This is a genomic window from Streptococcus urinalis 2285-97 (genome assembly GCF_000188055.2).
GTDB lineage: Bacteria > Bacillota > Bacilli > Lactobacillales > Streptococcaceae > Streptococcus > Streptococcus urinalis.
In genome coordinates, this window is record NZ_AEUZ02000001.1 from 1,850,418 (window position 1) to 1,874,636 (window position 24,219).

A 24,219-nucleotide genomic window follows, 5' to 3' on the forward strand; every position below is an offset into this window, starting at 1 on the left:
TGATCTCCTTTCTTAGTCTTTATATTTTCGTCTTCTCAAAAACTATTTCCTCTACAATGTCAACACGTTCTCCTTGATAAATCCCTTTTTTATTTAACCCAAAATCTTTGAGATAAACCAGATAATCCCACAAAAAGATATGCATCTTTTTTCCTTGCGGTTCATATTCTACATAAAATTTCGCTAACTTGCTTGGAACAAACCAATACAAGAGCATTGAAACGGAATGCGTTAAAGCATTTAACACCTGCATTAATGGAGAACATACCGTCAGCATCAACATTAAGATGATAAAGAAAACAATAAAAAATGATAACTGCATAGGTGTAGAAAAATACCAAATCACTTTGCCTTTTGCCGTTTTAACTTCCTGAATCCAGTAAGGAGCATTCAAGCCCCTGCTGTAATCAAAATATTTTTCTTCTTCCATAACTTATAACCCAGTCTCAACACCAAACCAGCGAAGCACATTCCACCTAAGAAAGATAGAATCTGTTGACCTTTAAGCATTGATACAATAATGGCATAAATAGCTAAGGTTGAGAAAACTTTTAACCAATTAGCTTCTTTCCAATTTTTAGCAATTATAAAGACAGCAATTACACTAATGAGGTAAATCCCATCACCTTGAAAAAATTGCTTCAGTCCTGAAACGTTGGGACCACCTGCTAAAATAACACTATTCACTTTTACTAAATTCATTTTTTCCCTCTCTTACACCTCTATTTAAAATAATGATACATCTCTTCAACATACCAACCATTGTCTGCTTTAGATAAATATAATGTAAAGTTTTCTGATCGTGTGCCACCTGTTACAAGATCTTCAAAAGTTACTGATAATTGCACGACTTGATGCTTTTTTTCTTGATAATAAATCGCATTATTAAGATCTAGCTCACTAACTTTAAATCCTTTCCCCATCAGTTCTGGAGTTTTCATTAACAGTTTCAAGTCTGTCTTGTTACTTAAGGCATATTTATTAAAAAAAACTGGTAAAAACTTTTGAATAGAACTTACTTGTTCTTTCGATAGTTCCTTGACTTGATCTAATGTTTTCTTCTCAAATGCTTTAGATTTACCTAAATACAAATCTTCTGCCACAGTATAAGGTTGACTAACGATTGCAAGCAATCCTCTTTGCATCTGAAAAGGAACAGCCAAGTTAATCTGATATGATTTTTTATCAACTTCATAACCAATACGCATCAAAGCTATATAGTAATCTTTTTCTTTTTCAACACTTATTAAACGTTGTGTCTGCAAAGTCCTAGACTTTCTAACATCATCTGTCATACTGGCAGTTGAGAAAGAATAATAATTTTCTAATTCTGTTTTTCTTTGATCTGCAGTATCTTGTGAATAGTTGATATAGTAGTAGACAAAATTATTCATGTAATACTGAATTCTAGATATATCTAATGAATCGTCAGTTTTCTTATGTTTTGACTTTTTTTCTACAGCAATAACTGTTTCTTTTAAATGTTGTACCTGATTAGATAAGCCAATTGCCCTCAATGATCCAAAAAATCCTACAATAAATAACAAACCTAAGATACCATAGACAATAAAATTGGCTGTCCTTTGCTTTACTTCTTTTGTCTTAGGCTGTTTACCTCCCTCTTCTTTCTTTGTATATCTCAATAGAAACTTTTTTATTTTTTGTATATCAATCATTTAACCCCTTTCTATAAAATAAAAAAGCAGTCACTTTTTTTAGCGACTACTTCTACTTATAATGATCTCTAAAAGATAAAAAATAGATTTCTCCATCTTCTATCATATAAATCAACCTATGTTCTTCTGTAATTCTTCGAGACCAAGCCCCTGAATAATGGTATTTTAAAGGTTCTGGTTTTCCAATGCCTTCAAACGGGTCTCTTTTAATATCTTCTATCAAACGATTAATTCGTTTCAAGATTTTTTTATCTTCCTGTTGCCAAGAAACATAATCTTTCCATGCTTCTTCAGTAAAATTAAACATCTTCTACCTCAATTAAACCATGTTTAGTGACTTGCTTCTCTTTAACTTGTGATATACCATTAATAACCTTATGTGATAGATAATCATTTTCCATCAAACGAATCGTTTCTTGTAAACTTTCCCAGCTATCTTGAGATAAAACCACTATATTTTCATCAGGATTTTTATTAACTACAATCAAAGGCTCAAATTCATCATTGACCTTCTTCATATAATCTTTTAAATTATTTCTAAAATGTGAATAAACAATAGCCTCCATATTAATCACCTCAACTTTACTAGATATGTTGTTATTATATCATTTGACAACATGTTGTACAAGTTTTGGTTTTGATAATCACTAAATAAATAACTTACAAATGATAACAATACATAAATTATCGTTAAGCTTCCAATTACCTCCTCATTCTGTTTTTAACACGTAAAAACCTTTTGAGGTGTTTAATACTATTCCTTCTTCAATATAAGCATTTAAAGCATTTACCCAAGTTACTGACCGTTGCCAAAAATCAATTAAAGAATCAAATTCAACTTTCCTTAAGATATATTTCATTACTTTATTTTCATTATTTGACAAAAATATATAATATTTTGTCACTATTGAATGAACTGATAAACCTTTTTTCAAAAGATATTGAACAATATAGTCATCACCATCATAAAGTCCTTCAATACATCTTTTTAAAAGATAGACTTCTGTAAGTGACATAATCCTATCAACATTCCAATCAGAAAAACCACAAATAAAAAAGGCATCATCCTTAATGCCTTTTTCTATCATACGGTTTCTTACTTGATTTTCCGTAAACTGCATGATGTCTAACTCACATAAAAATTGACTTCTACCTTTTTCACGAGTCCTTATAATTGCAATCATTATCTACTTACCCTGATATTTCGACATATCCGTAGTCTGAAAAACCACCTTGGCTTTCTAAGTCAATATCTCGACCATAAGCTTCATGATCAAAATACATCTCCAGAGCCTCTTTACCAACTCCTTGTACGCCTAATTCATCGAAATAATATTCACCTAGTTCTCGTCTAGTTGTGACATCAGACAGTAAACAACAATCACCAAAATTAAAATCATAATCCACAAAGTCTGAGGCAGTATAACCTATTACCTGATGCACTGCTTTAACAAGTTCACTATCAACATTCTCTACCAGTTCAACAAATTGATTAATCATCTCAATAGAATCATGTTCTTTTAGTAACTGACAATCTGAATCTGCAATAATATACTCTAAATCATCTTCTTCACGAAGACCCAAAGCTAACTTAAGCTCATTCATCTCCACAGGAAAACAAACTAACGTAGCTCTACCAGTTTTTATATCTCTAACAATTGCACTAACATCCATTTTTGACACTCCTTAATTAAAAAGGAGCAAGTCATTGACTCGCTCTCAATCTTAATGAAATTCTTGTAGTTTATGACCAATCGCTGACATAGACTTATGAGCCTTATTAATCATATTATTTTGGTAGTAGTATGACTTCAAATGTTGTTGAATCATATCGACCATATAACCTGGTAAAGTGAATTCCTCACGTCTCTTAAGTAAGCTATTTAACTCTCCAGCTTTTTCCCACGACTGTTCATACTGATGACTAGTCAACAGTTCTGATAGCTCCTGAGTAACCACTAACAACTTTTTATCTGCTTCTGAACGTGTATTTGACATTTTTCTTTTCCTCTTTTTCTATTGAATATTAATAATTTACAAATTGTTTCTAACTTTAGTTGGACTTCTAATAAACATAATTTCCTCCCAAAATAAAAAGAGTAGGGGTAGCCTACTTACTTTTGTATTTTTTATTCTTTTAAACTCAAACCAAATTCTATAATCTTTTGATAATCATATTTCTTTACAAAATTTTCAAAAACCGAAACAGCAGACAAAATCTTTTCTGCTTTACGGCTATATTCATCAGTTTGAAACATTACTCTTTCTAATTCAATTTGTTGTGGTGTTCCAAAAAGTTCCGTTGCCGAGACATTGAAATATCGAGCAATTTTATCCAAGTTTGAAAATGTAGGATAGCCTTTTTGATTTTCAATATTTGAAATGGTTTGCGGTAACATTCCTATTTTTTTGGCAAGTTCTTTTTGAGATAGACCTTTTTGTTTGCGTAAACGAATTAAATTAAGTGCAAAATTTTCAATCATCTGTTACCCCCAATAAAAAATCTGTAGTTGTTTTAAATAATTTTGCTAGCTTTACGACATTTTCTAAAGTCGGTTCTCTTTTCCCATTTTCCCAATTTGAATACGATCCTCTATTAATACCAATTTTATCAGCAACTTCTTGTTGAGTAAATCCTCTTTTTTTTCGCTCTTCTCTTAGTTTTTGTGGAAAATTAGTCAACTTCTTCATCTCTAAACATTTCCCTTCTCATCAGAATTCTTTTTTCCAAACGATATTTACCAGCTAAACGAATAACTATCTCTTTTTGCTTTTCTAAAGGTTGCATAAGCAAACCAAACTTAAGTAACTTTCGTTTCAATGTTGCTAACTGTTGAAGTTTATCTTCATATTCTTTCTTAACTTCATAGACACCACAATAGCCAAATTGAATGAGATCAAAAATATCTTTTTGATAGTCACTTAATTCACCTTGATTAATTTCAGGATAATAAAACTCACGATCAGGAATCATAAAAACTAGTAAATCAATCATTTTATCCAAATTATTTCGTCTATTAACAAAATAAGCAAATTCTCGGTTACTATACAAAACAAAACTTACCTCCTACAAAATACCTAAGCTAGCTTTGATACTGTCAAGTATCTTCTCCCCACGCTCATTGACTTCCCCAGAATTAAGAATGGTTTGTAAATAGTCACCATCCACAATCATGTCATACTCTCTTATCATAGCTAAAGACGGAGAAACAGAATCACTTAACCAACGTAAGGTTCGTTCAATACTATAAGCCTCTGGCTTTGTAACAAATTTTAAAGGCTCAACACCTCCAAACATTAATTGCCATTTCTTATCAGCTTGAAAAGACCCATATTCATTTTTCCCATCATACACGTCAATTTTACTAACAATTAACCCTCTAGATATTTCACCAATTGAGACCCCAGATATAAATTCATCCACCACTGAATTAGCTTTACTTTGTGATAAGCGTATTTCGTAACGATTCCACAACTCAAAAATTTCTAATGCTTCTTCAACAGTAATTCCTTCCTGCTTTGCGATTTCGTAACGTTTTTCATAAAAGTTAAAGTACATTTCTGATTGACGACTACCAAAATAAAGCGATATCCCTTGTCTATTCTGCTCAATCTCTTCCATATCCGAAAAATTTAAAGAACCGCCACCGATGTAATTCCAAGTTCTCAAACTTTCAAAATCTAACTCATGACGATAATATTTTGAAATCATATCTGACAAATGAAACTGTTCATTTTCTCTATCCTTACCCAGATACAATTCATCAATAGCAATATCAAAACGTGTCACATTCATATCATCACGATATGAATTTCTTAGATAACTTAACCAATCATGCCATGTAAATTTTTCAGTTTCCATCAACAATTCTAGTTGTCGACATCCACGACCAGATAATTGAATCGTGATTTGAAAATTACCTATTTCATGTTTATCCGCAAAATCAAATATCCAAATATCTCCACGCTTCCAAAGATGATTATAATTCATCAACTTGGATTCAAAAGGCTGAAATTCTTTAAATGCGCAGTGCAAAAAGTTACGACAGAAAAATTCAAGATCCCTAACATCCTTTAACGTAATTCTGACATAATCAATCATCACTTGTAATCGTGAACTATCATTTTCTACTAGATATCCAAAATGTGATTTTATCTCTTGATACTTTTCAAGTGTCAACTTCCGCTTTCCTTGCTCATAGTTTCTAAGTGATTTCAATGTCAAACCAGAACTTAAAGCAAATTCCTTTTGTTTTAGACCTGTTTTCTTTCGAAATTTTTTTAAATAGATAGCATCCACAATAAACAAACTCCTTCTTAGGATTAGTGACCCACTTTTTTCACTAAAATGACCCACCTTTAAAAATCTGAAAACCCTTGATACATATAGGTTTTTGGGGGTTAAAATTCGAAATTTTTCATTTCTTACCCCCCTATTAGAAAACGGGGGTTTTAAAATTGATAAATCCCTCTGTAAAGCCCTAGTGTGTGCGCTGTGTCCGGCGTGTCCGTTTTCGCTACGCTACACTACGCCTACAGCTACACTAGGGCTTTACAGAAGGATATTTAAAAAATACCCTTCATCTACTATTCACCCTTAAAATAATTCAATAGTAACTCTTTCCAGCTACCCTCAAATTCATCTTTTTGTGTCAGTAAACTTTCTAAGACGACTGCATCAGAATCATTTAATACAACCTTTTCATCTTCACGACTAAAAGTCATATAATTATCTTTTTCAATCATATCTATTAAATTCTTAATCTTACCAAATGAAAAACCTGTTTTCTTAGCTAAATCACCAATACTCATATTTTCCATTTCCTCCATTTCATCATCAAAATCAAATCCTACTGAACCTTTAGGTAACTCATTGTCAGACGTTTTTTCTACAAATTCTCTTAACGATTCATCTTTAAGAATTGCCTTAGAAACTTCATGATTTTCTGTCGGATCAAATGGATTTTTGTGCCTATTTATTTTTTCAAAAGCATCATAAAAAGAGAAATTTTTAGGCAATAAAGGAGAATAAAATTCTCTTGCTACTTCACCAAAAACAGCCGAATAACCTCGACCATAAATACGACGACCAGCAAGATATTTAATAAACCTAAACTCCTTATTCCTATTTTCATCACCAAACATCATCATATAACCGCCATCATCAAGACGACCAACAGAAATATGATGCATCATATTAGATCTAATTTTAGTGGGAAGATCATCAGCACTAGGTTTTTGCATTGCTATAATCGCATTACATCCAACCTGACGTCCTAACAATATATATTGAGTAAATGCATTATCTACAATCTCACGTTCCTGATAAGACAAAGAACTCATTAAAGCATTATATTCATCACATACAAAAAAATAAGGTTCCAATCCATAATCATAAAACTTTTTCATATCCTTATGACCTAAACGCTTCATTTCATTTCGAACAAAATCATAACGTGCAAACATAATTGTTATCGCATTTTCAAACTTCTCAATAATATCAGCTTTTTCAAATGCAATTCTTCCTTCAAAAGCTGATAAATCTGACATAGTAACAAAATCGGCTCTTTTAGGGTCACATATATCACAAACTCCAATTTCCGCAAGACAACGAAGGATTGACCTTAGTAATACCGTTTTACCTCCACCAGTACCACCAGCAACTAATAAATGAGGATCATTAATAAAATCCCAATAATAACCAGCCATTAGCTTTATACCCTTGTCCTTATCCCACATAACATCTTTAACCGTAATACGAGATAAAAAAGCCGAATAAGCTAATTTGTAAATTTTAAAACGTGGATCATCAGTTTTTTCCATAAAATCCATGAAAAAAGTATCTTCTAATTCTCCACCAATATCCTTAAATTTCTTTTGAAATTTTCCTCCAGCCATTTCAAATGAAACACTTAAATCATACTTACCTTGTTTCACATAAACTTTTGGAAAACGATATTTTGTCTTAGTTTTCTTATTTGATTTTTTACGTTTTTCATAAACATAGCCATTCTCATATAAAAACTTAGACATTCTTTTTAATCGATCTAGTTTATTAAATAATGGATTAGCTTCTTGCAAAAACCAAGTCAAATACCAAGAAACAAAAAATGCTAAAAACAAACCTGTACCTACACTGATCATAGACATTTTATCCATCATTTTTAACAAATCTAAATAGTAATAACTATACACGCCTACAGGTGTCAAAAACAAAATAAATAGAAAAGAAAAAAGGTAATAACTCATATACCTCATATATGGTTTTACCTTAATCCCTCTATATTGTGGTATTAAACGAGCCAAATTACCCCTCCTTTACCGTTTATTTATTAACTTTAGATGCTTCATTTTTTGATGCGTTTCCATTATTTGCAACATCCTTTTTCTTAAGTGATGATGCAAAAATTTTAAACATACCACCTGAAACGTTAGACCATGTCACAACAACATCACTTAATTCAATAGGGTCACCCAATTTAAGACCTAAATCTTCAATTGCATAAGAAGGCATATCAGTAATTGAAACAAAAATTGTTTCATTTTGAGCAGTACTAAATACTGCAATATCATTCCACTTCACTTCACCTGTTGGTTTTTGTGGATAACGACCAAATCTATCTGGTGGTTGTGTCGTATCATCTTCCGTAAATTGAACTGGTTCTTCATATCGTCTCCAAGTTAAATCTCCTAACAAAACATTTACATCCAATCCATCATTAAAGGTACGATATTCCTTATCTGCAATTTGTAATTTTTCTCCAAAGTTTAAACCAATTTTTGCCATACTTCTAATCCTCTACTTTCCTTATTTCACTTCTACTAGTTTTTCAGCCCAGACATTTTTTGCGGGTTCAATATTTCTTCCATAATTAGATGTATCAATAAACAATAACGGTTTTTCAACCCTTACCATTTTTCCATTCCCAATCACACGAGATGATGCAGGTGTATAAACATAAAACTTACCATGTTTTTCATTAAACAAAATATGTCTTATATAAGAACCTTTTTTTCCATTCATTTGAGATGGACCAGCTTCAAACCCTTCATAAATGGCATCGCCAATAAATTGTGGTAGTAATACTAATGTTTCTTGTTTCATAATTTCCTCTTTTCTAAAAATAAGAAGCACTTTTTCAAGTGCTTCTGAACATTGACTGTTTAATTTTCTTTACGTTTTTTGACCCCTGCAAATCCAAGAGCAGACAAGATAATTGCTCCAATTGCTGTAAGTGATGACATGCCTGCTTCACCCGTTTGAGGTAAACCTTTAGCTGGGGTAGTTGGTACACCTTTTTTGGGTTCAACTGGTTTTGGTTTCTCAGGAGTATGTGTTACCACAGTTTCAGACTTAACTTTATATCCATTAACATATAAATCAGCAGTATTGTAAACATCACCTGCCTTAATACGTTTAACTACAATAAAATCATCTGCACCAAATTCTGATTCACGAGAAACCTTAGCTAAAAACTCTTTTTTAAAGGCAAGCTCATAACGACCTGTCGTTTGGTTGTAAACTGTTTCTGTGTACTCTCCTAAATTAGTCCCTTTTTTAATGACTGTACCATCTTTTAATGTCACATCAACTTTAGCGACCACTTTATCACGTAAGTAAAGATCATGTGTGCGTTGTAATTGATCCACAAATTTGTATTCAAAAAGATCGTAACCACGGTTTGCTGGTACAACCCAGCCCTCAAGCTTGTAGGTCACTTCATCACCTAATTTGACAGTACCATTGTTAATAGATTTCCCATCTTCTTTGTCTAACACATCTTTATGGACTTCTGGAGTTGTCAAATCGTTGACTACAATATTACCTGTGTAACCATTTCCGAAATCAATCTGTGCAACACCATTTTGAATTTGACCTTTAGTAAACTCTTTTTTAACTTTAAATGATAAGTTATAAGTAATATCTAGACCTTTTTGTACATAAGCTTTATAAAAAGCTTGTGGATCTTTTGCAATCCACATGTAAAACTCACCGACAGGGCTGATTCCTGCTTCTTTAATAAGAGATTGAAGTTTTTGGTCTAAAGTATCTTTTGATAAAACATGACGCATTTCTAACAAGCTTGATACATCATCACCATTAGATGCTTTGATAGACTTAACAGTCAACTCTCCTAACGCTTCATTTGGTTGATCCACAAAAGCAAAACCCTTGGCAATAGCTTCTGCAGAAGCTTTAATACCTTTGTATTGACTAAAGTTTTGTTTAGCTACATAGTCTAATGTTGCATTTGGTAATACGGTTTTACCATTAACGGATTGACCTGCTTCATCAATGACAGCTTTTGAAGGATTAGCAGCTGGAACCAAAACAGGGTGAACACTAACTGAGTAGTTAACCTTTTCGGGGATTGCTACATGTGGTTTTACTTTAGGTTGCGCTGGGGTGAATTTCTCAGGAGTGAAAGTTTCAGGAGTGATTGGTTGCGGTTTATAATCTTTTGGTACAAATGGCACTGGGGTGTAATTTTTTAAATCAGGAGTAACCATTTTAGGCTCTATTGGCTTTTCAGGTAATGGTGCTGTTTTATAAGTTAGTTTTGCATATAAACTAGATGGAGCTGAAACAAGCCATCGAGGTTCTGTTTTCAGGAACATTAATTCATCAGAGCTTTGACCATCTGCCAAGGTAATGACCTTATTAAAAGCAAATGATTTATTAATAGTCTGTGCACCAATAGATTGTAGACCATCGTATTTAGTTGTATAGAGTACATTACCCGCTAAATCTTTATAAGTTGCTGTGATGTCATGATTGACGGCAGTTGTTTTACGAGTAATATCTAACTGCCAACTATTTAATTGAACACCTGTGATTGTTACTACAGCACTCTGTGTCTTCTCATCAAAGTTGACAGTATAGTTAAATTTACCAGTTACTTTAGTATGACCAAAGGTACCATCAGTATCAAATTGTGGTTCTGAAATGACAAAATTGCCATCTTTATCCACTGTTACAACATCAGCTGTTTTTTGTCCAAAACCAGTAGCTGTTTCGGATTTGCCAAAGCCATCGAAAGTAACGTCATAAGCAACAAGATTCTTTCTATCTTCAACGGCTTTTTCGTAAGCTAATTTTGCTTTTTCATAATTAGCTTTTAATTGAGCATTTGTTTGATCTGCTTTTAATCGAGCAATCTTATTTTGATTGTCGACATTCGCTTGAGCTTCTGCATTAAGCTTATTAATACGTTCTGCTTCTGCTTTATTTTCCGCATCAATTTTTGATTTCTGATCATCTTGAGCTTGTTGTTTAGCTTTGTTTCGAGCATCTACAGCTTCTTGTCCTGCTTTATTACGAGCATCTACAGCTTCTTGTCCTGCTTTATTTTGTTGGGCAATACGCTCTGCTTCTGCTTTATTTTCCGCATCAATTTTTGCATTTTCTGCAGAAGCATTCTTAATAGCTTGTGTATTAGCTTGCGCTTTTGCAGTGACATCTTTAACTGTTTGTGTTTGATTAGATAAGTCAGCTTGTGCATCAGTAGTTGTCGCATGATTAACTGCAGCTGTGGTTGTAACAGCTACACCTACAATTTTAGCTGTATCTACTGCTTTATCAAGTTGAGTTGATGTTACTGTTTCTGCTTGATTTTGCGTTACTGTTTGAGTTGTTGCTTGAGTTGTAACTTGATCAGCAGACACTTGACTAGTAGCTAATGTAAATGCACCTGCTAGTGCAATAGCACATACTAAGCCGTACGCCTTTGATTTGCGGAAAAATCCGTGACCTTGTTGTGTATTATTCATATTTTCTCCTTTGATTTTTTTTGATTTCTATTTTTTAGACAAAAAAAGAAGGCGATCTCGCCCTCAAAATATCACACATAAACCATCCTCCTTATTATTAAATATTATTCTTATTATTTTTACGTATACCTAAAAACCCACTTAAAGATAACAGCATACCTAAAACTGCAATTAAACCTGTCTTAGCATCACCAGTTGATGGCAAGACACTAGATTTTACAACTGATATTTGTTCAACATCAACTGTCTTAGTTACAACGTCTTTCTTATCGTTAGCAACAACTATTTGTTGTGCTTTAACAGCTTCTTGCAGTTTTGGTTTAGAAGTAATATAACTAGTAATTTTACCTGTTTCATCAACTACTGCTACTGCTTCTTGTCTTACTTTCTCAATTTGAGCTTTTTCTTCTGCTAATTTCAGTTTTTCTTTAGCTTCTAAAACTGACTTATAAGCTGATAAAACTTTTTGATATTGTGATTGCGCATCTACTGCTTTAGTTTTTAACTCTTGTAAATAAGCTACTTCTCTTTGTAACTTAGCAATCTTATTTGCTAAGTTATCTTTAGCTTGTGCTACATCAGACTGTACTTTAAGCAAATTAGCTTGTGCATTGCGTAGATTTGTAAGATAAGCAGTTTTTTGTGTTAGATTATCTTTAGCTTGCTTGTAATCTTGATTTGCTTGTGCTACTTGTTGACTTGCTTCTGCTAACACTTGTTTTAATTGATTGAGTTTAGTTGTATTTGTCGTCAATTTAACTTGTGCATCTGCTAATTGCTTTTGAGCATCTATTAATTTAGACTCTGCTTTTGTTAAGTCAGCTTGTTTTTTAACACTATCTTGATTTGCTAATTTAACTGCTTCTTGTGCTTTAGTGAGTGCATCTTGAGCATCTTTTAAATTAGACTGTGCTTTAATCAAATTAGCTTGTGCAATCGGTGTCTGCATAGTTACTGCATTAAGACCTGTTGCTTTAGCTTGTGCATCATTTAATTGTCTTTGAGCAACTTGTTGCCTTGCTAAAGCTTGTGACTGCTTAGTTAAGGCATTAGCCATATCTTTAGTCATAATTGAGAAGAACGGTACACCTACACCAGCAGTATCAATACTATCTCGTGACTGTTCATTCCAAATGCGGTCAACACTGTAAAAACCATTGTTATCACGGTTATACGGATCATAAACATACGTATTGCCATTTGAACTACCTCTCAATACAATTTCGTGACTGTATTGAGGTCCCCAAGGACTGAATTTATTATTTTGTACAGCAGCAACAACATGATGACCTGCTTTCAAAGCTTCTTTTATAGCATTTTGACTTGCTAAATGAGTCACAACATAGCCAAACGCTTTAGTAGCTTCAACAATACCTCTTCCACTTGTTCCACCAAAATTCTTATTAAATTCATTTGTTTGGTTAAAAAGATAATCCGCAACTTCCTTTGGTGTAACTGTCTTGCGTGATAAATCAGAATAAACCATCGCTAAAGCCGAAGGTACACATCCAGTTGAAGCAAAAGTATGCCCTCCATATACGCTAGCCCATGCGCCGTCACGTTGATTGTAATAATGACTTTGCCCTAGAGCAGTTTTAAACTTATTCTGGTTAACAGTAGCATTAGCTTGTGCTAACTGTGCATCTTTAACAGATAAATTTTGTTTTGCGTTATCAAGATTTTGTTGTGCTTTTGCTTTTTGATTAGTAAGTGTTTTATCAGTCGCTTGTGCTTTTGTAAGTGCATCTGTCGCAGTTTTAACATCAGCTGTCTTAGTTGTGACGTTTGACTGTGCTTTATTTAAATCACTATTAACTGTAGTATTAGTCAGAGCATCTTTAGCTCTATCCACTGATGATTGAGCTTGTTTAACATCAGTTGTCTTAGTTGCAACGTCTTGCTTATCGTGTGCAACAACTATTTGTTGTGCTTTAACAGCTTCTTGCGCTTTGACTTGTTCAGTTTCAGCAGTTTTTTGTTTAGCTTCAATCTGCGACAACATTTGTTTAGCTATATCAATTGTTTGTTGTGCTTTAACTTTATTTTCTTGAGTTGACTCTTGAGCTAGTTTTTGTGTTGCATTCAACTTTTTAGTTGCATTGACTAGAGTTTGTTGAGCTTGATTTTGTTGATTTTGTGCAGTATTAACTACATTTTGTTGTGTTTCAACATCACTCGTTGCTCTATCAGACTTTGCTTTTGCACTGTCAACTTGTTCTTGTGTTACTTCTGTAATGTTATTAGTTTGATTCGCAGTTGTTTCTAACGATGATGATTTAACTTCGTCAGCATTTACTGCTACGCTTACTGTACTTAATGTTGCAACTACTAAACCTGTAATAATTTTTGCTTGATTCATTTTAAACCTCTTTCTTTATTTAATAAAAAACTACACCTAATGCAAACCACTGTTCTCTCACTCGATCTTTTCCTCCAGAACCAATCCCATAGACAAATCTACCAAAATCATAATTATGACCATTACAATAAAAATTTAACAAATCATTCTCATAAGTATTCACAAACTTTTCTAAATTCTTAACATCTTCTTTTGACCTAACAAAAGGATATGTAGGTCTATAAAATTCTTTATCTCCTTCATAAATCGCTATTCCATATAAAAACTCCTTTACACTTCTAAACGATTCATCATACATAGCCTTTTTAATAATTTTTATAGTTCGAGTATTTCCTATTTCAGATTCATTTGTTTCTACATTTTTTATTAAATCTCCTTCCTGATATTTCATTATTAATACAATACCTTTCTAATTTTATCTAATTTCTATCTAAAGCATATTTGCTCAAACCAAGAGTAAATTCATTTACTACGAGGAGAGAGAAGAGGTTTACTCTTGGTTTCAACAAATATAAAAAGCTATGAAATCATCCATAGCTAACTTCTAAATACTTCTTTAATTTTATTTTTTTCAACAACTATTTTTTTACCTTTATCATGAGCATATAAAAATGATTTATTACTATTCTTACGAATAGCAACTATTGTTGGAGCATATTTCACATGATACCTCTTAGCAATTTCAAGACCTTTTTTTGATTCAACATTAATGAAATAAGTAACTATTTTACTTTTTTTCGCTTGATTTGTAACTTCATTTTTTCCTGCTTTACAATAAGGACAACCAGCTTTGTAAAATACTAAATTTACTTTATTATCAGATTTAGTATTGTAATACTCGTTCTCACTTAATCGTTTATCAAAACCTGAATTCCAATGATAAATCCAAGCTCCTAAACAAAAAAATAAGATGAGTATAAAACTACTTAATATTATTTTCTCATCTTTCAATTTTAATAAACTCCTTAATCATATGTTTATTACACCTAATACCTTCAATTAACTATTTTTGATAAAATAAAATTATCAATACCTTTTGTCAAGTCGCTCTTCTATTGCACTCAATACCTCAGGAGAATCAGTTATGTCAATCAAATCTCTAAAACACTCACTATCCTCTCTTAAACTTGCAAAAAAAGCAACTTCCACTTTGTTTAAAGATGAAATCTTCTTATCACTAATTTCAAGATTTTTTGATTCAGATACACCAAATAATCCCTTTATCAACCCTAACATAAACACCTCTTCTAATGCTATCTTTTATGAAACTATTTACCAAGAAATATTAAGCTTAGAAATTCAAAAGAATACGACTCAACAGCTATTAAGCGGATAATATGCAGACCATAGAACAAATACTTAGGCTATATCTATGAAATTAGTAGATTACTCTTCCAAAATCAAATCTTGTAATTTATCATCATAATAAGGTATTCTCTCTACTATAAACATAAAAAATTCTTTACTCTTACAAATATCTCGAGTTTCATCTACTAAATCTTTCAAGATATCATCAACCTTTTCTGAAATTGATTCATTGAATGGTAACAAATTTATCAAAGTAAACCACAACATTCCATGATCATATACATCCCTATCACCTAACTTTTTATTAATCTCTTCCATAAGATCAGGTGGATATTGAGATAATATGAAATTTCTTATTTCAAATAAACAATACCTAATCAATTTAACTCTTAGTCTATCTTTAATTTCCATTATTTATACCTATATTAATCTATATCCTAAACCTCAATTTATCCCCAAATTTCTTTATTTATAACATATAGTAAACTAAACCTATGTTTTAAAAAAAGATACTTTTTAGTATCCTTTTTAAAAACAAAAAAGCCATGAAATTAATCATGACTCAATAAAATAGTTATTAATATTATTGTTCTGCTAAATCTCGCTCAACTTGTCTTAAAATAACACGAAGTCCATCTAACAATTCAGGAATTGACTTCTTAACAATATTGATTACCTGAACACCATCAATTCTACCATAATGATGATAAGCTAAATTTCTAAAACCTTTTATCAACTTCCAATCAACTACTGAACTATACTTTTCTTTAAATTCTTCTGAAAGTTTTTGACTATCTAATTGCTCTCCTACTTGACCTATCATCATAGTTAAAGAAGCAATAACCATATCATCATCTAAAGGAATTCCAAATTTATTAGCTTTAGGAATAACTTCTAATGTCTTTTCAGCGTAATAAATCATTTCTTTAAGATACAAATAATCTTTTTCCAACTGTTCTTTTCTCATACAATATTACCTTTTCTTTTTCAAAATTTTTCTTAACCTCTTTTTCAATAGGAGATTTTGCTTCTAATATAGACTCAACTGTTAAACAATCAACAGGTATTTCAAAAACTTCCTCAATCTCTAACATAGGAGCTACCCCTCCCCATAACAAATCACTATTGCCTAATTCAATTGCTAAATCAATATCACTATCTTCATCAGCTTCATTTCTTGCATAAGATCCAAAGAGATAAATAGCAGGTAAATCATACTTTTCAGCTATTGGCTGTATCTTTTCTTTAATTTCTTCCAATGTATAAACCATTTTAAATACCTCCTTTTTCCTTATTATATCATATATAGTAAACTAAACACATATTTCTAAAAAAGGTAGCAAAAATTACTACCCTTTATACAAATAAAAAGACAACTAGTTATAGTCGCCTTTTATAAATTCATACATATCATACTTTAAACTCAATTTTAAGTATACTGAAAACACCTTGGTTTAAAGCTTTAGTACGCTCATATCCTCGCATACCTTAATATATCTATGTCACCACAAATATACATGTTTTCAGTCGACGTTCCCGTCTTAAGCCAATCTATTTTAGATCAACCCCCACCGCCGTGCCTTTTAAGCTTATAATATCGGAGCAGTTCTTGTTTTTTCTACAAATGCGGGAAAACATTAGCAATTCCAACCCATTCTTTGAATTTTTCTTACTAAGAGCCTTAGCTCAGCCGAAACCCGAGTACCTCCTACAAAAATCCCAACTTTGAGGTTTAGTAAACTAAACCTCCTTTACTTTTGAAGAATTTCACGTTATAATAAACTTGCTAGAATTTATTACGTGTGTTATTCAACTTAGCTTAGCTGTGTTGTCTGACGCACTTTTTATTTAATTATCAATGGGCAACCTATTTAGTCACTCTTAATTTCTATACGATGTTGTCTTTTGCTAATTATTAATTGCTCAACATCAAATAGAAAGAATTGACTAACAACCGTATCGTTGTTATAATTATTTTACAACTTTATGGTTGTTTTTGTCAATAGGTAAATTCAAGAAATTTTATGTTTTCCAAAAAACTAAAAGAATTAAGAATTAACAACAAGCTCTCTCAAAAACAAATAGCTGAACAAATGAATATTTCTCAACAAGCTTATGCAAAATGGGAAAGTGGAAAAAATTCTCCATCTCTCGCAACACTTGAGAAAGTTGCAAATTTCTTCAATTTATCTATTGAAGAATTACTATCTGATGGTACTGTTAGTCTTGACAACTTATTAAAAGCTGAAACTATTACTTATCAAGGAAAAACACTATCAGAAGAAGATGCCTTTAAAGTAAAAGAAGTTTTGAACATTGTCATTAGTACAATCAAATAATCTATTGAATTATCAATGATCTAAATTTTTAACTCTGTACTCAAATAAGTGCTTTTTAGGATTATTGATAAATACTTTAACACTTTTTTGCAAGAGTTTTTGATAAGCTATCGCTTGTATTTTAATTATATAACCTTTAGCTTTTATTGTCAACTGTTTTTTCACTAAAAAATATTAAAAATTCAAAAGGTATAAATATATGTTCTCAGAACGCTTAAAATCGCTTCGGAAAGAAGCTAAATTAACTCAAAAAGATATAGCTTCTCAATTTGGATTTTCTCAACCTGCTTACCAACAATGGGAAAGTGGGAAAAAAAAACCAAGTGCAGAAACGCTTGAAAAATTCGCTTCCTTCTTTAATGTCTCTACCGATTATTTATTAGGAAATACAAATAAAAAAAATGCCAACGATTTAGACATTGAAAAAGTAAAAGAGAGCCTAAAAAAATCTCTTGGTTACAATGGAACTTCTGATATTCCTGAAGATGAGCTAGAAAGTATGGCACAAGCTTTTATTGAACACTTTAAAAATCAATAATTAATAATGGATTTATCAACTGTAATTAAAAAAACGGAAGATTTAGGAATTACTATCTTATTTTGTAATATGCCAAAAACCAAAGGAAGATATGATAACACACTTGAAAAGCCTTGTATTTATGTCGACAAAAGTCTTTCAGATATAGAAAAAATTAACATCATTCTTCATGAAAAAATGCACTTTACAAAAAATGATCAGAGTAACTGCTTATCTTATATTTCTTCATATTCACATCATATCGAAAATCAAGCTGAAAAAGACCGCATATTAGATTTTATGAATCTAATTAACGAAGAATATCCGATTGATGAATCTTTTAACTATATCAACTATATGAAAAATGCTTGTGTACCTGAAAAGTATGAAACTTATATCAAAAATCTTGCTAAAGAATTTTATCTAAGAAATCACAGAAAAGAGAGCTAGTAGTTAGTTAGCTCTCCTTTTTATTCTGAAAAATAATTTTCATGGAACAGAATATAATATAATATAATAAAATACTATTCTTTTCCTACTTCTTTATAACCATATTTTTTCAATGCTTCCTCACATGCTTTTGATCCCTTTTTATAAACAATGTGATCACTAGGACTTACAGCCTTACCTTCCTTAGTAAGTTTCATATTAAATGTCCTATTTCCATAATCAGTCGAAACTGTAATTTGCTTGTTTTCATTATCAACTTTAACAATAGCATAGTCTTTCCCATCAACATCCACACTACCAGCATTACTAGTGATTGTCATCTCCAAATCATTTCTATATTTATTAATCCAATAATATTCACCTTCAAGTGAATCATTAGAACATGCCACTAAAATTAGTGTAGATAAAGCTAGAACAATAAAGCCAACTAATTTCTTTTTCATATTTTATAAACCTCTACCCTTAAGAAAATCTTTTAATCTTTCAATATCTCTATCACTTAACTTACCAATAATTTTAATATTGAATCCCTTATTCTCTAAATCATAATACTGAATTGTATCAATCCAAGAACGTCTTTTTAAATTTGCTTTTGCCCAATCAATAACTTCTAGATACTGACTTTTTATATAATCAGACTTATTCTCATATTTTGTAGTTAGTCTATAAGTCCTAATAACCTCATTATTAAATTTCACTACTACTGCAGGTCTTATTTTTGAACCAGTACCATCTGCATAATCAATACATGAAACTAAAACAGAATATACCTCAATATTGTTCATTTAAAATATTCCTCATATTCTGAAAAATCCTCATCACCAAAAAATTCTTTTACACTTTCCGGATCATCAGCTCTAACTCTAATTCCTTTAGAGTTTAATTCTACTAATTTTTGAAATTCCTCATCAGAAATAAATGACTTATTTTTTATCTCAAATGGAATACTTTGAGTTTTAACCGATTGAATTAAAAACATTTTTACAGCTGTACTCATATCTAAACCTAAAGATTGAAAAAGCTTTGTTGCTTCATCTTTTAACTGAGCATCAACTCTTACTGCTACTGTTGACATAATATCACCTCAACTTATATTTGTATCACTATTGTATCACTATTATTCATACACAACAAATAGTAAACTACAAAGCATATCTCCAACAGTTCTTTTTTTACTTGTCATCAACCCTCACAACAACATTAGACATAATGTCACTTCTCATATACTTTATTAATACTTTTGTGATGCTATAAACGTTAATTTCTATATTTTCCTTTGTATAAACCTAATTTATAAAAATATACATACGTTTTACTCTATAAAAATATTATAAATGACTTACACTAAAAACTATTTTGAACCTAAGCTGTTTATTACTTTTATATCTTATAAATTTGGATATAGCAGTATAATACATATATCGAAATTTATTTTTAGTCTATTTATAATCAGATATCTAAAAAGGCAACAACGAATATCGCTGTTGCCTTTCAAAAGAACAATAAAACTATCATTCTTTTTATTTAATAAATAGGCCATATTTATTATTTAATTTGATAGGAACGGACCGGAGATTAGTAGTAATCGCGTTCTGGTTTAGTATCAACTCATTTCAAAGCAGTTTGAAGTGCCATTTGTAGGTTCACAATCTCTTGATCCACTTCTTGAACGGTTACATTAGGATTTAATTGGACGCCTACTGCATGTGTGATAGCTTTATTTAAAGCATTATAAACATCAAAACTTTTCTTGTTTAAAACTTTTTGGTCTCTTTGTACACGAATATCCCAAATTGCTTTGTCCAGTTTTGACTTAGTATAAATAGTTGCTTTATCTGTTGGCTTCAAATCTGGATAAGTCATTACTTTTTGTTCTAATTGCTTCACTTCTGCTACTTGTGCTTTTATAGAATCAACAGATGCAAATGGATCAGCAATACGAATAACTAATTTAGTTATTCCGAATCCCATGTCAACATTAGCTTGACTAACTTTGTTAGTCAAGTTATGTGTTGAAAAATTAATTGCTTCAATAACATCTGTGATAGCTTCTATACGTGGACCAATAGAACCAAGATCGTAGATTGTCGCTGGATTACCACCTAAAGAAGACTTCATCTTATCAACAGCATTTATAGCAGTATCTACAGGTTTTTCATAATCTGTGCCTTGAACTTGATTTTTAATAGTATTCAATTGAACACTATCTTGATCAAGTTTTTGTTTTATTTGTTGTTGATTATTAACTTGACTAACTACGACATGATTAGTAGCTTGATCAGCATGAACTTCCAAAATCGCTGGAGAAAACAATGCAACTCCTGTCAAAATAGCTATGGAAAAATAGACTACTTGTTTCTTTGCCATGGTTTTTCCCTCCTAAATCAAAATAACTTAATATACTGCAGTATTTTTAACTTGTAGGTACCTACACCAGTAGTATACAGTCTAAAAAAAATACTGTCAAACCTAATTTAAAATATAATTCTATTGAAAATCATATAATTCCACTTATTTTTTAATGAGATTAAATATTTTTTTTTTATATAATATAATAAAATCCTATAAAATATAATTTTCAGACATATTAGAATTAGCTATAACTATAAAAGCAACTATTATCTTTTTAAATTGGGTATTCGGATTTTATGGTGGAAAAGGGCTTATAAATCACCCTTCTCCAAATTCTTAATAAGTGTGGAAAAATCGACACCTAAGTTGTCTGTAATGTCGTGATCATTCACTTCATACCAATTGAAAGTATCGTATAACATAGCTTTATTGAAAGCACTTGAATTAAATCGTGGCTTACGCTTTTTATGGAGCTTCTCATTGAAAAGGATTTTGGCTCGTAAGGCATCAAACGAGTAACCTCTACCCATTCGCTCTACCTGCCTAATAATGCTGTTAATTGACTCCGTATAAGCATTAGTGAGCCTTTTATCAAAGTAGTTGAATATTTCAACATGCCAGTTGTCTACGGCTCTCACGAGGTCTTTATATGCGTCTTTAGAGTTGCTGGACATACAACGGTGTCTCCATTGACTATAACGAAGATGACCTTCATCTGGATCAGGAGTATCCCATATCCAGTAAAACTCTTCTTTGAGTTCATAGGCTTCTTTTAAAGCAGGAAGATTACCTAACCAAGTATCTAAGAGGAATGATTCACGTTCATTTAGATCGTGTTTACGCTTTAGAAGGATAAACCTTTCACGCATAAGGGTACGTCTTTCTTTTTGGCTCATATGGGCTTTCAAAGACTTTCTGACGTTATCTAAGGCTTGATTAGCCATTCTAACTACATGAAACTTATCTACGACAACTTTAGCTTGTGGAAGGATAGTGTTCACTGCGTCTTTGTAGGGCTTCCACATATCCATTGTGACGTACTCAATGTAAGTCCTGTCACTGATTTCTGAAAGACGTTGGATGACTGTTTCCTTGTTACGGTTAGGCTTGATGTCATAAATAGTCCTGCGTTCAATATTAGTCAATACAAGCCGAGGTCTACGGATAATATGTATCTCGTCTATCCCAAGCCACTTAGGAGTTTCAAACTGGTATTCACGTTCTTTGAGTGCCACATAGTCCTTAAAAACGTTCCTAATGGTTTTCTCGTCAACACCAACGCTTTCTGCGACTTCTACAAAGGTCTTAGACATGGATTGCTCTTGAATGGACTTTAAAAGCCTTTTGGTCATACTACGCTTTTCATCTACAGATATGGTAGATCCGCATTCACGACACTTGTATCGTCTACGGTTCAAATGTAAGCCCACTCGCTTTAAACGAATGGGCAAATCCATAATTAGTTGATTTCTTGAACTGTGTTTGTACAACTTGTCAAAACCACATTCAGGACAACGTTCAGGTGGTCCGACTGCTTCAACTTTAAACATCATATCGGTTTCATTTTCTTGTGGCGGTTCTATTGTTTTAATGTCTGGTAGGGATAATAAGTCTGACATATTATTCATCCTTTATTACTCTGCGGTGTTAAGGTATCAATTATAGATTTGATGTCGAAATCATCAGTGTTAAATTATTTTTGTGACCACAAATGCACTTAGAAAATCCCTTAAAGCATTAGCTGGTTCACTTGAATAGGGAGTTGTAAAAAAGTTCCCTTAGCCTGCACAACAAGATAATTTCGAAATATCTTTATCGAACGTAAGTGCAACTAATTTTAGCCCTTCAGCCATTGTTAAATATGGTGCTAGGGTTTCTGTTAAATCTTCTATCGTTAAGCCAAATTTAACAGCTAATGATGCTGCATAGATGACATCTCCTGCATTTTCAGATACAATATGAACCCCTAATACTTTTAGTGTTTCTGCATCTGCTACTAGTTTAAATACACCGGTTGTTTCACGGTTTACAATTGCTCTTGGAACAGCACCTAAAGGTAATACAGATGTCTTCACATCATACCCTTTCTCTTTTGCTTGTTCTTCTGTTAAACCAACCGTTGCAACCGTCGGATTCGTAAACGTAACAGCAGGAACTACCGATAAATCTATTTTTTTGTTTAATCCACCAATAGCATTATCAGTAATAATTCCACCTTCATAGGCTGCTACATATACAAATTGTGGTCCTAAAGTCACATCTCCTGCTGCATAAATCTTTTCATTACTTGTTTGACCAAAATCATTGATCAGGATTTCATTATTTTTTCCAGTTTCAACACCTGCTGCACTTAAATTTAAAGAATCCGTATTTGGTTTTCTTCCAGTGGCAACAAGTAACTGATCTGATTCAATGACTTCTCTACTGCCATTTACTGTTACGTAAACCCTTTTTATCTCTCCACTTTGTTCAACACGCTCAAAAGTTGCCCCTTTGACAAGGTTTATACCCTGTTCAATTAACGCTTTTTCAACTGACTCTGAAATCTCAGGATCATACTCCTTTAAAAGTCGCTCACTTCTTTGCATAAGCGTTATTTCTGAACCTAAATGATGAAATAGTTGTCCAAGCTCCATTCCAATGTATCCTGAACCAATTACAGTTAATCGTTTTGGTATTTTCTTTAACTCAAGAAGTGTTGTACTAGTTAAATAGTCCATTTTTTCAAGTCCTGAAATTTGGGGCAACGAAGGCGATGCACCTGTTGCAATTAAAAAGCGTTTTGCAGATAACTTTGTCCCATTGACCTCAACCGTACTAGCATCAACGAATTTTGCTTCACCTTTAATTAAATCAAAATTATATTCATCAATTAAATCCATATATTTTTGATTCCGAAGTTCGCTCACCAATTTATCCTTTTGCGTGATTAAACTAGCTAAATCCACTTCTCCAGCGGATGTTTGTAAACCTATAAACGGATTGTCTTTTGATAAATGATTGATTTTCCCTGCCCTAAGAAGAGTTTTTGACGGAACACAGCCAATATTCACACAGGTTCCCCCAACCGTTCCACGCTCAATCATTCCAACTTTTGCACCGTATTCTATAGCTTTAATTGCCGAAGAAAAGGCAGCAGCACCAGAACCAATAATAAGAAGGTCATAATTGTCTTCATTAATTAACGCCACGTTTTCTAGTGATGATACTTCTTCAATTTCTCCGGCTTGGTAATTTGCTTCATCAATCGCCTTTATTGCACTTTCAACCTCAATATCATCGGGCAGTTCAAATACTGCTTCACCACGACGATAACTAGACTCAATATTTTTAGCACCTATCTTTTCAAGTGCTGATTCTACGTGTTTTTCACAACCCGTACAAGTCATTCCTGAAATGTTTACCTTAAATTTATTCATAAAAAAGCTCCTTTCGTTAATTAATCTC

General features: G+C 32.1%; 31 protein-coding genes and 1 pseudogene. 4 read left to right on the plus strand and 28 right to left on the minus strand.

What is annotated here, in order from left to right; translation table 11 throughout:
* Positions 1–19 precede the first annotated feature (19 nt).
* The 19 genes and pseudogenes from STRUR_RS09425 to STRUR_RS09515 form a co-directional block, all read right to left on the minus strand.
* Positions 20–430 (minus strand): conjugal transfer protein, encoded by a 411-nt coding sequence (locus STRUR_RS09425; RefSeq protein ID WP_000390748.1) that lies wholly within the window; start codon positions 428–430, stop codon positions 20–22.
* A gap of 3 nt (positions 431–433) precedes the next feature.
* A pseudogene (locus tag STRUR_RS09430) lies at positions 434–702 on the minus strand (hypothetical protein).
* A 20-nt stretch (positions 703–722) separates the two neighbouring features.
* Positions 723–1,676 carry a conjugal transfer protein gene (locus STRUR_RS09435; RefSeq protein WP_006738423.1) on the minus strand — a complete coding sequence of 318 codons (954 nt, stop codon included), beginning with the start codon at positions 1,674–1,676 and terminating at the stop codon, positions 723–725.
* A gap of 52 nt (positions 1,677–1,728) precedes the next feature.
* A complete protein-coding gene (locus STRUR_RS09440; protein ID WP_000481712.1) occupies positions 1,729–1,983 on the minus strand; it encodes a Txe/YoeB family addiction module toxin in 255 nt (84 codons plus the stop codon).
* Positions 1,976–2,242: a type II toxin-antitoxin system Phd/YefM family antitoxin gene (locus STRUR_RS09445; RefSeq protein ID WP_000387490.1), complete on the minus strand. Its 267-nt coding sequence runs from the start codon at positions 2,240–2,242 to the stop codon at positions 1,976–1,978. The genes STRUR_RS09440 and STRUR_RS09445 overlap by 8 nt, the downstream gene beginning before the upstream one ends.
* A 144-nt stretch (positions 2,243–2,386) precedes the next feature.
* Positions 2,387–2,860, minus strand: coding sequence for a hypothetical protein (locus tag STRUR_RS09450; RefSeq protein WP_000560386.1), 474 nt, complete (start codon positions 2,858–2,860; stop codon positions 2,387–2,389).
* Between the two features lie 7 nt (positions 2,861–2,867).
* On the minus strand, positions 2,868–3,350 hold the full coding sequence (locus STRUR_RS09455; RefSeq protein ID WP_000383282.1) for an antirestriction protein ArdA: 483 nt from the start codon (positions 3,348–3,350) through the stop codon (positions 2,868–2,870).
* 51 nt (positions 3,351–3,401) lie between these two features.
* Positions 3,402–3,674, minus strand: a complete 273-nt coding sequence (locus STRUR_RS09460) for a hypothetical protein (protein WP_006738396.1) — start codon at positions 3,672–3,674, stop codon at positions 3,402–3,404.
* Positions 3,675–3,805: 131 nt separating this feature from the next.
* Complete coding sequence (locus STRUR_RS09465) at positions 3,806–4,159, minus strand: helix-turn-helix transcriptional regulator (protein WP_000571928.1); 354 nt, start codon at positions 4,157–4,159, stop codon at positions 3,806–3,808.
* Positions 4,152–4,367 (minus strand): helix-turn-helix domain-containing protein, encoded by a 216-nt coding sequence (locus STRUR_RS09470; RefSeq protein WP_006739728.1) that lies wholly within the window; start codon positions 4,365–4,367, stop codon positions 4,152–4,154. The genes STRUR_RS09465 and STRUR_RS09470 overlap by 8 nt, the downstream gene beginning before the upstream one ends.
* The gene (locus STRUR_RS09475; RefSeq protein WP_000287184.1) at positions 4,351–4,728 is read right to left on the minus strand and encodes a hypothetical protein; all 378 of its coding nucleotides are present in this window, start codon (positions 4,726–4,728) and stop codon (positions 4,351–4,353) included. The genes STRUR_RS09470 and STRUR_RS09475 overlap by 17 nt, the downstream gene beginning before the upstream one ends.
* Positions 4,729–4,743: 15 nt before the next feature.
* Positions 4,744–5,976, minus strand: a complete 1,233-nt coding sequence (locus STRUR_RS09480; RefSeq protein ID WP_006738730.1) for a replication initiation factor domain-containing protein — start codon at positions 5,974–5,976, stop codon at positions 4,744–4,746.
* Positions 5,977–6,263: 287 nt separating this feature from the next.
* Positions 6,264–7,982 (minus strand): hypothetical protein, encoded by a 1,719-nt coding sequence (locus STRUR_RS09485; RefSeq protein WP_006739212.1) that lies wholly within the window; start codon positions 7,980–7,982, stop codon positions 6,264–6,266.
* 19 nt (positions 7,983–8,001) lie between these two features.
* Positions 8,002–8,463: a hypothetical protein gene (locus STRUR_RS09490; RefSeq protein ID WP_001062569.1), complete on the minus strand. Its 462-nt coding sequence runs from the start codon at positions 8,461–8,463 to the stop codon at positions 8,002–8,004.
* Positions 8,464–8,484: 21 nt separating this feature from the next.
* Positions 8,485–8,781, minus strand: coding sequence for a hypothetical protein (locus tag STRUR_RS09495; protein WP_006739202.1), 297 nt, complete (start codon positions 8,779–8,781; stop codon positions 8,485–8,487).
* Positions 8,782–8,840: 59 nt separating this feature from the next.
* Positions 8,841–11,447, minus strand: coding sequence for an SspB-related isopeptide-forming adhesin (locus STRUR_RS09500; RefSeq protein ID WP_006740153.1), 2,607 nt, complete (start codon positions 11,445–11,447; stop codon positions 8,841–8,843).
* 97 nt (positions 11,448–11,544) lie between these two features.
* A complete protein-coding gene (locus STRUR_RS09505; protein ID WP_006739496.1) occupies positions 11,545–13,806 on the minus strand; it encodes an LPXTG cell wall anchor domain-containing protein in 2,262 nt (753 codons plus the stop codon).
* A gap of 19 nt (positions 13,807–13,825) precedes the next feature.
* The gene (locus STRUR_RS09510; protein WP_006738412.1) at positions 13,826–14,197 is read right to left on the minus strand and encodes a hypothetical protein; all 372 of its coding nucleotides are present in this window, start codon (positions 14,195–14,197) and stop codon (positions 13,826–13,828) included.
* Between the two features lie 146 nt (positions 14,198–14,343).
* Positions 14,344–14,757, minus strand: coding sequence for a thioredoxin fold domain-containing protein (locus STRUR_RS09515; RefSeq protein ID WP_006740201.1), 414 nt, complete (start codon positions 14,755–14,757; stop codon positions 14,344–14,346).
* A gap of 133 nt (positions 14,758–14,890) precedes the next feature.
* Here STRUR_RS09515 and STRUR_RS11580 point away from each other — a divergent pair, with 133 nt between their 5' ends.
* Positions 14,891–15,142, plus strand: a complete 252-nt coding sequence (locus STRUR_RS11580) for a hypothetical protein (protein ID WP_006739883.1) — start codon at positions 14,891–14,893, stop codon at positions 15,140–15,142.
* Positions 15,143–15,192: 50 nt separating this feature from the next.
* Here STRUR_RS11580 and STRUR_RS09525 read toward each other — a convergent pair whose 3' ends face one another.
* From STRUR_RS09525 to STRUR_RS09535, 3 genes are all read right to left on the minus strand, one after another.
* Positions 15,193–15,525: a hypothetical protein gene (locus tag STRUR_RS09525; protein WP_006740731.1), complete on the minus strand. Its 333-nt coding sequence runs from the start codon at positions 15,523–15,525 to the stop codon at positions 15,193–15,195.
* A gap of 172 nt (positions 15,526–15,697) precedes the next feature.
* The gene (locus tag STRUR_RS09530) at positions 15,698–16,081 is read right to left on the minus strand and encodes a HepT-like ribonuclease domain-containing protein (RefSeq protein ID WP_006740730.1); all 384 of its coding nucleotides are present in this window, start codon (positions 16,079–16,081) and stop codon (positions 15,698–15,700) included.
* Entirely contained in the window at positions 16,041–16,385 is a 345-nt protein-coding gene (locus tag STRUR_RS09535) for a nucleotidyltransferase family protein (protein WP_006738796.1), read from the minus strand. The genes STRUR_RS09530 and STRUR_RS09535 overlap by 41 nt, the downstream gene beginning before the upstream one ends.
* Before the next feature lie 753 nt (positions 16,386–17,138).
* Between STRUR_RS09535 and STRUR_RS09540 the strand changes: the two genes are divergently transcribed.
* The 3 genes from STRUR_RS09540 to STRUR_RS09550 all read left to right on the plus strand — a co-directional run bounded on the left by STRUR_RS09540 (position 17,139) and on the right by STRUR_RS09550 (position 18,420).
* Positions 17,139–17,453 carry a helix-turn-helix domain-containing protein gene (locus STRUR_RS09540; RefSeq protein WP_000491762.1) on the plus strand — a complete coding sequence of 105 codons (315 nt, stop codon included), beginning with the start codon at positions 17,139–17,141 and terminating at the stop codon, positions 17,451–17,453.
* Positions 17,454–17,652: 199 nt separating this feature from the next.
* Entirely contained in the window at positions 17,653–17,991 is a 339-nt protein-coding gene (locus STRUR_RS09545) for a helix-turn-helix domain-containing protein (protein ID WP_000490637.1), read from the plus strand.
* A 6-nt stretch (positions 17,992–17,997) separates the two neighbouring features.
* Positions 17,998–18,420 carry an ImmA/IrrE family metallo-endopeptidase gene (locus STRUR_RS09550; RefSeq protein WP_000366193.1) on the plus strand — a complete coding sequence of 141 codons (423 nt, stop codon included), beginning with the start codon at positions 17,998–18,000 and terminating at the stop codon, positions 18,418–18,420.
* 74 nt (positions 18,421–18,494) lie between these two features.
* Here STRUR_RS09550 and STRUR_RS09555 read toward each other — a convergent pair whose 3' ends face one another.
* From STRUR_RS09555 to merA, 6 genes are all read right to left on the minus strand, one after another.
* Positions 18,495–18,863 (minus strand): hypothetical protein, encoded by a 369-nt coding sequence (locus STRUR_RS09555; RefSeq protein WP_000728324.1) that lies wholly within the window; start codon positions 18,861–18,863, stop codon positions 18,495–18,497.
* 3 nt (positions 18,864–18,866) lie between these two features.
* Positions 18,867–19,205 carry a hypothetical protein gene (locus STRUR_RS09560; RefSeq protein ID WP_001059490.1) on the minus strand — a complete coding sequence of 113 codons (339 nt, stop codon included), beginning with the start codon at positions 19,203–19,205 and terminating at the stop codon, positions 18,867–18,869.
* Entirely contained in the window at positions 19,202–19,495 is a 294-nt protein-coding gene (locus STRUR_RS09565) for a type II toxin-antitoxin system RelB/DinJ family antitoxin (protein ID WP_000108708.1), read from the minus strand. Before STRUR_RS09565 ends, STRUR_RS09560 begins: the two co-directional genes overlap by 4 nt.
* A 533-nt stretch (positions 19,496–20,028) precedes the next feature.
* Positions 20,029–20,787, minus strand: coding sequence for a CAMP factor pore-forming toxin Cfb-II (cfb, locus tag STRUR_RS09570; RefSeq protein WP_001085574.1), 759 nt, complete (start codon positions 20,785–20,787; stop codon positions 20,029–20,031).
* A gap of 296 nt (positions 20,788–21,083) precedes the next feature.
* Positions 21,084–22,391, minus strand: a complete 1,308-nt coding sequence (locus STRUR_RS09575; RefSeq protein WP_001281642.1) for an ISL3 family transposase — start codon at positions 22,389–22,391, stop codon at positions 21,084–21,086.
* A 159-nt stretch (positions 22,392–22,550) separates the two neighbouring features.
* Positions 22,551–24,191 (minus strand): mercury(II) reductase, encoded by a 1,641-nt coding sequence (merA, locus tag STRUR_RS09580; RefSeq protein WP_006740405.1) that lies wholly within the window; start codon positions 24,189–24,191, stop codon positions 22,551–22,553.
* Positions 24,192–24,219 lie beyond the last annotated feature (28 nt).

What these genes read in the sequence shown, in the direction of transcription:
- STRUR_RS09470 (WP_006739728.1), bottom strand. Translation starts at nt 4,367, where the DNA reads ATGAAGAAGTTGACTAATTTTCCACAAAAACTAAGAGAAGAGCGAAAA.
- STRUR_RS09555 (WP_000728324.1), bottom strand. Translation starts at nt 18,863, where the DNA reads ATGAAAAAGAAATTAGTTGGCTTTATTGTTCTAGCTTTATCTACACTA.
- STRUR_RS09460 (WP_006738396.1), bottom strand. Translation starts at nt 3,674, where the DNA reads ATGTCAAATACACGTTCAGAAGCAGATAAAAAGTTGTTAGTGGTTACT.
- STRUR_RS09535 (WP_006738796.1), bottom strand. Translation starts at nt 16,385, where the DNA reads ATGGTTTATACATTGGAAGAAATTAAAGAAAAGATACAGCCAATAGCT.
- STRUR_RS09525 (WP_006740731.1), bottom strand. Translation starts at nt 15,525, where the DNA reads ATGGAAATTAAAGATAGACTAAGAGTTAAATTGATTAGGTATTGTTTA.
- STRUR_RS09540 (WP_000491762.1), top strand. Translation starts at nt 17,139, where the DNA reads ATGTTTTCCAAAAAACTAAAAGAATTAAGAATTAACAACAAGCTCTCT.
- STRUR_RS09450 (WP_000560386.1), bottom strand. Translation starts at nt 2,860, where the DNA reads ATGATTGCAATTATAAGGACTCGTGAAAAAGGTAGAAGTCAATTTTTA.
- cfb (WP_001085574.1), bottom strand. Translation starts at nt 20,787, where the DNA reads ATGGCAAAGAAACAAGTAGTCTATTTTTCCATAGCTATTTTGACAGGA.
- STRUR_RS09435 (WP_006738423.1), bottom strand. Translation starts at nt 1,676, where the DNA reads ATGATTGATATACAAAAAATAAAAAAGTTTCTATTGAGATATACAAAG.
- STRUR_RS09455 (WP_000383282.1), bottom strand. Translation starts at nt 3,350, where the DNA reads ATGGATGTTAGTGCAATTGTTAGAGATATAAAAACTGGTAGAGCTACG.
- merA (WP_006740405.1), bottom strand. Translation starts at nt 24,191, where the DNA reads ATGAATAAATTTAAGGTAAACATTTCAGGAATGACTTGTACGGGTTGT.
- STRUR_RS09530 (WP_006740730.1), bottom strand. Translation starts at nt 16,081, where the DNA reads ATGAGAAAAGAACAGTTGGAAAAAGATTATTTGTATCTTAAAGAAATG.
- STRUR_RS09575 (WP_001281642.1), bottom strand. Translation starts at nt 22,391, where the DNA reads ATGTCAGACTTATTATCCCTACCAGACATTAAAACAATAGAACCGCCA.
- STRUR_RS09500 (WP_006740153.1), bottom strand. Translation starts at nt 11,447, where the DNA reads ATGAATAATACACAACAAGGTCACGGATTTTTCCGCAAATCAAAGGCG.
- STRUR_RS09425 (WP_000390748.1), bottom strand. Translation starts at nt 430, where the DNA reads ATGGAAGAAGAAAAATATTTTGATTACAGCAGGGGCTTGAATGCTCCT.
- STRUR_RS09560 (WP_001059490.1), bottom strand. Translation starts at nt 19,205, where the DNA reads ATGAACAATATTGAGGTATATTCTGTTTTAGTTTCATGTATTGATTAT.
- STRUR_RS09495 (WP_006739202.1), bottom strand. Translation starts at nt 8,781, where the DNA reads ATGAAACAAGAAACATTAGTATTACTACCACAATTTATTGGCGATGCC.
- STRUR_RS09545 (WP_000490637.1), top strand. Translation starts at nt 17,653, where the DNA reads ATGTTCTCAGAACGCTTAAAATCGCTTCGGAAAGAAGCTAAATTAACT.
- STRUR_RS09440 (WP_000481712.1), bottom strand. Translation starts at nt 1,983, where the DNA reads ATGTTTAATTTTACTGAAGAAGCATGGAAAGATTATGTTTCTTGGCAA.
- STRUR_RS09505 (WP_006739496.1), bottom strand. Translation starts at nt 13,806, where the DNA reads ATGAATCAAGCAAAAATTATTACAGGTTTAGTAGTTGCAACATTAAGT.
- STRUR_RS09445 (WP_000387490.1), bottom strand. Translation starts at nt 2,242, where the DNA reads ATGGAGGCTATTGTTTATTCACATTTTAGAAATAATTTAAAAGATTAT.
- STRUR_RS09565 (WP_000108708.1), bottom strand. Translation starts at nt 19,495, where the DNA reads ATGTCAACAGTAGCAGTAAGAGTTGATGCTCAGTTAAAAGATGAAGCA.
- STRUR_RS09550 (WP_000366193.1), top strand. Translation starts at nt 17,998, where the DNA reads ATGGATTTATCAACTGTAATTAAAAAAACGGAAGATTTAGGAATTACT.
- STRUR_RS09490 (WP_001062569.1), bottom strand. Translation starts at nt 8,463, where the DNA reads ATGGCAAAAATTGGTTTAAACTTTGGAGAAAAATTACAAATTGCAGAT.
- STRUR_RS09510 (WP_006738412.1), bottom strand. Translation starts at nt 14,197, where the DNA reads ATGAAATATCAGGAAGGAGATTTAATAAAAAATGTAGAAACAAATGAA.
- STRUR_RS09465 (WP_000571928.1), bottom strand. Translation starts at nt 4,159, where the DNA reads ATGATTGAAAATTTTGCACTTAATTTAATTCGTTTACGCAAACAAAAA.
- STRUR_RS11580 (WP_006739883.1), top strand. Translation starts at nt 14,891, where the DNA reads ATGTCAATCAAATCTCTAAAACACTCACTATCCTCTCTTAAACTTGCA.